The 7,877-nt window shown below is 36.7% G+C and carries 5 protein-coding genes; 2 read left to right on the top strand and 3 right to left on the bottom strand.

The window, feature by feature from the left end; translation table 11 throughout:
* Positions 1–679 precede the first annotated feature (679 nt).
* Positions 680–973 (bottom strand): hypothetical protein, encoded by a 294-nt coding sequence (locus ACFIMM_RS00840; RefSeq protein ID WP_375674545.1) that lies wholly within the window; start codon positions 971–973, stop codon positions 680–682.
* Between the two features lie 773 nt (positions 974–1,746).
* Between ACFIMM_RS00840 and ACFIMM_RS00845 the strand changes: the two genes are divergently transcribed.
* Together ACFIMM_RS00845 and ACFIMM_RS00850 are read left to right on the top strand one after the other, a co-directional pair.
* Positions 1,747–2,190, top strand: coding sequence for a hypothetical protein (locus tag ACFIMM_RS00845; protein WP_375682447.1), 444 nt, complete (start codon positions 1,747–1,749; stop codon positions 2,188–2,190).
* A gap of 1,679 nt (positions 2,191–3,869) precedes the next feature.
* Positions 3,870–4,643, top strand: a complete 774-nt coding sequence (locus ACFIMM_RS00850) for a DUF4167 domain-containing protein (protein WP_375611688.1) — start codon at positions 3,870–3,872, stop codon at positions 4,641–4,643.
* A 2,235-nt stretch (positions 4,644–6,878) separates the two neighbouring features.
* On the opposite strand, the gene ACFIMM_RS00855 is transcribed toward ACFIMM_RS00850, so the two are convergent.
* Positions 6,879–7,328: a hypothetical protein gene (locus ACFIMM_RS00855; protein ID WP_375611689.1), complete on the bottom strand. Its 450-nt coding sequence runs from the start codon at positions 7,326–7,328 to the stop codon at positions 6,879–6,881.
* 45 nt (positions 7,329–7,373) lie between these two features.
* Positions 7,374–7,739 (bottom strand): hypothetical protein, encoded by a 366-nt coding sequence (locus ACFIMM_RS00860; RefSeq protein ID WP_375613650.1) that lies wholly within the window; start codon positions 7,737–7,739, stop codon positions 7,374–7,376.
* Positions 7,740–7,877: the final 138 nt, after the last annotated feature.

Raw genomic sequence — 7,877 nt, forward strand, 5'->3', positions numbered from 1 at the left:
TTTTTTCTTATAAAGAAGAGAAATGCTGTACTGTTGGAGCAGGCTTGAAGGCTAACGTTTCACTTGTTTTCTTATCAGACAAGATTGTACAAGCGGTTGTTGATTTGTCTTATCCTGTTTATGCTGTAAAGACTGTCCTTTCAGGTGTGATGATATAAGGCAAGTCTCTTTGTAAGAGCTTCCATGATACAAAAAGTGTTTTTTAAAGGGCGTGGCAAATATTTAAGGCAGGCTTATTTGTTGAGCTTTAAGTTTAAATCAATCACATGTGAGAAAGCCAAATGGACCCCACTGCAATCTGGGCTGTTGATAAATCAGATTGGGTGAAGAATCTTCATCTTTTGAAGTGGTGAATGTAAGTTAAGAAAAACCAGCTTTTACAAGCGTAAAAGAACGGGTCTTATTATAATTATGGACTTAAATCATGTGTGTTTTTTCATGGATTATATTGAGATAAAGCTACAAAGTATTTTGATTTATTTGATACGTTTTTATTTTAGAAAGTGTATTGTTATAAACAGCTCTCCTCAATACGAATGTATCATTATTTATACTCTTTTTGGATATTTTTATAAATATAATTAAAAAGCTTGCAATACTATACGTTTTGTGTATAAGTATTTATTATTGATTTCTTTTGTATTTTATTTAGTTATATCTCTATTCATAAGCCGCGCCTTTAAATGGTGCGGCTTTTTTTACTTTCTAATAACAGGGGCGCTATATATTTGTTATTGAGATGGCTTTGGATATTTTTCTCATTATTGTATTTTGTGATTTCATTTTGCAGTGAAATCTTTAAATTCTTGTGTGTTTTATCCCAATAGGGAAGATTCAAATAAAAATGCAGGCGTCTGGTTTCGGTTTCTTTGCTTTGGTTGGGGGGCGTTGAATAGTTAAAGAATCTTTGTGATTGTTTGACGGAGAATGATATGAGGTGAAGCATAAAATGGTGGCGCATTTGAAGGGCCATTATCATACATGCCAGCATGGTCAAAAATGCAAATGTGTCTTTAACAGTGTTTGTTGATCTCGATTAGAAAGTCCATTCTTTTTTGTTAGGAGTTTTACATCTATAATCTCTTAATCTTGTTTTAGCGACTGCTTTTTGAGGGGGCGGTAATAGAAGGCGTATAAGATTTTATATATGAAGTGTTTGTGTGGTGAATAACGGTAAATCCATTGAGCACTCCCATCTTTACGCTTATGTAGAGGCAAGCCCGCACCATTATTGTATTTTCTAGCTCCCAATTTTGCTACGGTCTTTGACACTTAAGACGATTCATAAGAGGCATATGCCTTTCTTATACAGTTTTTAATCCACATGCTAGCTCCGCTTGTAACTTGTAAGCAACATGGTTTTGATTGTTTCAATAGAAAACAAACTTCGGATGAGAGAATCCTATGGTGTTCGGGTTTCTCATTCAACATGTAAAACAATAAATATTCTTTATAAATCAATATGACATGTCTTAACAAAGACGAATTGTTTATAGATCCGCATGGATAAAGAATCTTTGTCTTTAAAAGTGGTGAGAGAAAATCATCAGCCCTATTTTTTCATAAAGGGCATGAGAAAAGTGTTTCATAAGAATTTTATACGATAAGAATTATACGGTAAAAAAGAGAGTCTTTTGACATAAGAGTCTTGATCGTTTGCGGCTATAACCTGTATTGTGTACACAGATACTTCTATCATTTTTTGCTGTAAAAGCTTCTCTTGGGATATTAAAGGGTACAATCTTTATGGAAAAAAGAATCCGAGCAAGACAAAAGGCTTATTTCAAAAGATTATATCGCAAGATTGCTTTTGTTTGCATAATACTTTTTTGTATAGTGTTTTTGTGTTTTGTTGTTGCAAAGGTGGTTAGTTATTTTTCTTCTCATAAAAAAGTAACACAACAAGCACCCGTTGAATTGGTTATTCCTGTTTTTGATCTACGCGTATATTGCAAGGAAATTTCTGCCTCCGTTATGCCCGATATGAAAAGAGAGGTTTATCAGCATTGTCTTAATTTGGAAAGTGAGGCCTATTTTGCTATTCGTGAAATGTGGGATAAGCTTTCTGATAGTGCTAAAAAACAATGTTTGACGAGGATCCGTCCTGGGGATGGAAATTATTTTCTCTTACGAGACTGTTTTCTTAATGAAAGAGAAAATAAAACAGGCAAAAGGCGCAATTACTTTTAAGTTTTTATAGGGAACGTTAAAAGGATGCGAATTTTGATAAAAAGATAAAAGCCTCTTAAATGACTATCTGCCTCAAAACCAATAGCAGCTTGATTTATTTATCTTGTTATATCGCACTTCTTATTTAAGGTGTGGCGACATAAGGTATGGATGGCCTCCTTGAAATGTTTAAGGGGGCGTGGTGGAGTTTCAGGAGGATTTGTTGCGCTTTTTTAAGGGAAATAACGAGTGTGGGAAATCCATTTCGTGATGGTTTTGGTGAATGGTATAATGGTAAAACCATCATGAAATGTATAAAATTTATAAAGCAAGTTCATCTTTATGGTTTAAACAAAGAATAAGCCGGTACTATCTCACACTTTGCTCGCTCCCAATGGTGCTCTCGACAACCCTTTAGCCTTAGAGACGGTTCATAAGAGGCACTTTTAGTCTTTTTATCGTTTTTACTCCACGCAGGTTTTCCCACATGTAACATGCAAGAAAAAGAGATTGATTCAACAGCAAACAGATTGAGGATGAAAAATCCTACGGTATTAATTTTCTTACTCAACACAAAAAATATGAATTATCATTACAAATCAATTTAGTGTATGAATTTTATAAGTATTTTCATTGTTAACAGACCAGTGTGATTTGAGAACCTTCATTCTTTGAGGGTGTAAGTCAATAGACATGACAAAAATGAGTAAAAAAACATTCCTTTTATAAACATTTACGGCTTCTTCATGCGTAAAGCGCTGTGCTGGGTTTAAAAATGTGCTTGTTTTATAATTCTAGTTTTCTTTATCAGAAAAGATAAGTAAGGAAATACGTTAGGCCATTCTTATTGATAGGCTTTGAGGAGGGTATTTTTTTGAGAAGAAGCTGATTTTTAAAAAAGTGTGACATATTGGTCGTTTTTTTCATAATTTGATATTTTTTTGTATTTAAATATTTTGTTTTTAAGCTCAATTTGTTATAAATAAAAACTGTGATTAACTTAAAAACTCTATGGGTTAAAATAAAAATTGATAGTATCATTGACTTGTTTGGGAAAGAAGATTGATCTCTTGGTGATTATAGGGCTTGAATAATACTTCGTGTTAATCTATCTATAAAAGTTAAGAGGTTTTGTGAGGCGATCGTGGATTATCGCTCGCAAGGGGTTGCTTTAGCGATGAAGAGAGGCTATATTTATAAAATAAAGAGGTTCGCGCAGTGACTCGTTGGGATGGAAGTGCTTGTGAGTTAAATGCACGAGGGGGTAGAGAATATCGGCGTTTTTAGGAGCGGTGGTTTTAGAGCAAAAAAGGAAGCTTCTACTATTCTCTGGCAGGAATTTTTTCTTTGTCGGGTGTGTTATATGTGTGTTTCCCTTTTTGTTTTCCACAAGATAATTATTTTTTTTAGAGAAATATGGTTTATTTTAAAAAAAACACTTGGCATTTTACGTGAACATCATTAGGTTTCTGCTGTTTGACAGAGAAAAAGGGAATTTTTGATTTACGATTTCCCTGCTGTTTTGTGATTTTCAAGAAAATATATGCTTTTATCAATATCAGTAGGGTTCGTTTGAGTGAAATAAACGCGGATAGCTTGATAATCGTATGTTAAACATGATCAGCATTATCAAAAGATAATGTAATGAGGAAGCGTCAATTAAGACACACATAAGACAAACACTCCAAAAAGGGATAAAGATGAGGCCACAACAAAATAGACGGGTACGCGGTCGCAATAATAACAATAATGGTAATAACAATAATAATCGTCGCGGTCCTAATCCGTTGTCTCGCAATTATGAAAGTAGCGGTCCGGATGTTAAAATTCGCGGGAATGCTCAGCAAATTGCCGATAAATACATAAGCCTTGCGCGTGATGCACAAGGTGCAGGTGATCGTGTTATGTCGGAAAATTATTTACAACATGCCGAGCACTATTTGCGTATTATTTTAGCAGCAGCTGGGCAAATGTCTCAATCGGTTCGGCGTGATGAAAATCGTGGTGATGAAAACGAAAATCGTGATGAAAACAATGGGCAAGAATGCGGTGAAATAAATCTTGATGGTGAAAAAAAGGATGCTGTCGAGGGTGATACAGATGTATTACAAATGTCGTCGCAAAAAAATGGCAATGGCCAATATGATAAAGCGCAAAATGGGGATGCGCGTGAAAACGCTTTAGAGGCTCTATCGGATGAAAAAACAGATCAAGAGCACTGCCTCTCTGAGAAAAATGTTGAACCTGTCAAAAAAATACGTCGTTCTCCTCGTCGACGTACTGTACGGACTCAAGATGAATCATCTCTTGAGCTTTCACTTACAACAGCAGAAAGCTCTAGCAATGGAGATGCATCAACAGCAACAAAAACAGCAACAAAAGAGGATTCTTCTTTGCCTGGATTAGGTGAGGGGATACAGAGAAAACCACGCCGTCGCCGAGTGGTCAATCTTGAGGCAGAGGAAAATGTTTAAACCTGAAGGGTGCTGTATAAGCGCTTGTGTGGTGATGTTATTGGTATCATGATAATAAATTATAATATGCTCAAGAAGCTTCTTGCGCTTTCCTTGAGTTTTCACGGGGCTGTATTGAGACTTAACGAAGGCTGTTGACAGAAAAGATTGCCTCTTTGCTGAGATTTAAGTAAGGGGATACAGGGAAGATGCGTCGTCGCTCAAGTGGTCAATCTTGAGGCAGAGGAAAATGTTTAAACCTGAAGGGTGCTGTATAAGCGCTTGTGGTGATGTTATTGGTATCATGATAGTAAATTGTATATCCTCAAGAAGCCTATTGCGCTTTCCTTGAATGTTCACGGGGCTGTATTGAGACTTAACGAAGGCTGTTGACAGACAAGATTGCCTCTTTGCTGAGATTTAAGTAAGGGGATACAGGGAAGATGCGTCGTCGCTCAAGTGGTCAATCTTGAGGCAGAGGAAAATGTTTAAACCTGAAGGGTGCTGTATAAGCGCTTGTGGTGATGTTATTGGTATCATGATAGTAAATTGTATATACTCAAGAAGCCTTTTGCGCTTTCCTTGAATGTTCACGGGGCTGTATTGAGACTTAACGAAGGCTGTTGACAGAAAAGATTGCCTCTTTGCTGGGATTTAAGTAAGGGGATACAGGGGAAGATGCGTCGTCGCTCAAGTGGTCAATCCTGAGGCAGAGGGAAATGTTTAAACCTGAAGGGTGCTGTATAAGCGCTTGTGGTGATGTTATTGGTATCATGATAGTAAATTGTATATACTTAAGAAGCCTTTTGCGCTTTTCTTGAATGTTCACGGGGCTGTATTGAGACTTAACGAAGGCTGTTGACAGAAAAGATTGCCTCTTTGCTGAGATTTAAGTAAGGGGATACAGGGGAAGATGCGTCGTCGCTCAAGTGGTCAATCTTGAGGCAGAGGGAAATGTTTAAACCTGAAGGGTGCTGTATAAGCGCTTGTGGTGATGTTATTGGTATCATGATAGTAAATTATAATATGCTCAAGAAGCTTCTTGCGCTTTCCTTGAATGTTCACGGGGCTGTATTGAGATTTAACGAAGGCTGTTGACAGAAAAGATTGCCTCTTTGCTGAGATTTAAGTAAGGGTATACAGGGGAAGATGCGTCGTCGCTCAAGTGGTCAATCATGAGGCAGAGGGAAATGTTTAAACCTGAAGGGTGCTGTATAAGCGCTTGTGGTGATGTTATTGGTATCATGATAGTAAATTATAATATGCTCAAGAAGCTTCTTGCACTTTCCTTGAATGTTCACGGGGCTGTATTGAGACTTAACGAAGGCTGTTGACAGAAAAGATTGCCTCTTTGCTGGGATTTAAGTGAGGGAATACAGAGAAAACCACATCCGTGTATTTTAAGAGGCAGTTCTTTTATGAAGAACGCAATGTCGTTGTTTTATTTAATTCACACTTATATTCAATGTATTCATGCCCATTTCGCACTGGTGTTCATGAATTCTATCATGTGAAATCCATCGGTTATCTTTGCTTAATAAAAGATGTAAACTGGGCGTTATTGCTTTAATTTTCAATGTTGCAACAGTTCTTCTTTTGATACCTGATCATTCATAAGAGGTATTTTATTCATCCATTTCCTTGCTGGGATATGTGAGGAAATGATTTTGATTCAGTTTTTTACGAACAGATTTGAAAGGGAGAATCTTACAGTATTTGAGGTTCTCATTTGACATGCAAAATAAATCATCACTATAAATTAATATTTTGAATTTTTGCACTCAAGAAGAGGTATTTCTTGCACGTTTATTAGCTTTTCCCAAGTGATGTCATTTTCTTAAAATGGGAATGCGTTGACAGAAAGGTTTCTTCTTTTCCAAGATTTAAGTGAGGGGATACAGTAAAAAACGCGCCGTCGCCCGTGTGGTGGATATTTAAGACTTATCACATTAATTTATAATAATAATTCATTGTTTTGAATGTTAGGTGAGGGCCCCTAAACCCCTAGAATTCTCTCATTTCCAAATTTGTTCCATGTTGGATCAACAAAAACCATTCGCTTGCACGTTGCAAACGGGGAGAGCCCGTGTGGATAAATTTGTATAAGAAGGAATAAAAATGGCTCTTATGAACTCTCTCTAGCGCCAAGGATTGTGGGCAACATCCACGAGTTGGTAAAGCGTGTGATAATGCCGGCTTGCAGAAAATGTTTAAACCTTCAGAATGCTATGTCAGCGCTTATTGATGTTAGTTTTCTTAATGAGGCATTATCTTCGCTCTCTCTTTTGTTGTTTCAACAGAAAGAATGGAGACAAGTGCACCGGTATGATAATTGTAAATCATAAATTTTGTTTGTCCATCAGGGGTTAAAACTTTCAGTACAATATTGTGTTCTGAGAGGCTTTGCGACAAAATCTGTGTTTTTTCCGGTAGAGAGAGCGTATGATGGATAACGTGTGGGTTTTTGCTGAGAGAGGAAGATAGCTCTGTTTGTTTTGGCGCTGATCCGGTTTTTATCACTTTATAAACAATTAAAAACAGTACGGTTAGAATAAGGAAAAGCGTTATTAAAACGGAAATAATCATTAAACCCATAAGTTTTTTTCTCACTCGTTCTACGGCAGGGTCTAAAGGGAGATCTTGAGGCAGAGAATTTTGCTCTGTGTGATGGTCTTTTGAAGGGTGCATTCGCTTATTATCCATCATGTCTTTCATTGATTATTTTTTTTGAGATCTGATGGGTTTATGCTTTTAAAGTTTTTTGTGCAAGAGGTTTGTGGAAGAAGAATGTAAAAGAGGAAGCGATGTTGGTAAAATATCTTCTTTGTGTACTGTAGACAGCTTGTCCTTTACGTTTTGGCTTTTAAGCAGGAAATTTCCATGGTTTGTTACAGACCAGATCAAGTTTACTTCTTGTTGATGTAAACTGGGTTGTACGTTTATACATTGAGCAAAAATTTGTTGTCCATAAAGTGCAAACTTTTTTGTGGACGGGACCATGGCCTGTTCACAAGCTTGAGCCGTGGGATAGATTTTAACCATTGTATTGTTCGAATAGCAACTATTAAAATCATCTGTACATGAAACTAATAAGAGGATAAAAACAAGGGGATTCATCAATTATTTTCCAAATGACAGGTTGACAGAGCGGACTCCAATTTGTCAGCCTAGGGGCTTCTTCACTGTTAAACGCTTTCACAGTTTTTTAGTTCCCCTTTGAGATGGGTTTTCCCCTTTGAGATGGGTTTTCCCCTT

It is taken from the genome of Bartonella sp. AP258QHHD (assembly GCF_042196145.1).
In the GTDB taxonomy this organism is placed as follows: Bacteria; Pseudomonadota; Alphaproteobacteria; order Rhizobiales; family Rhizobiaceae; genus Bartonella.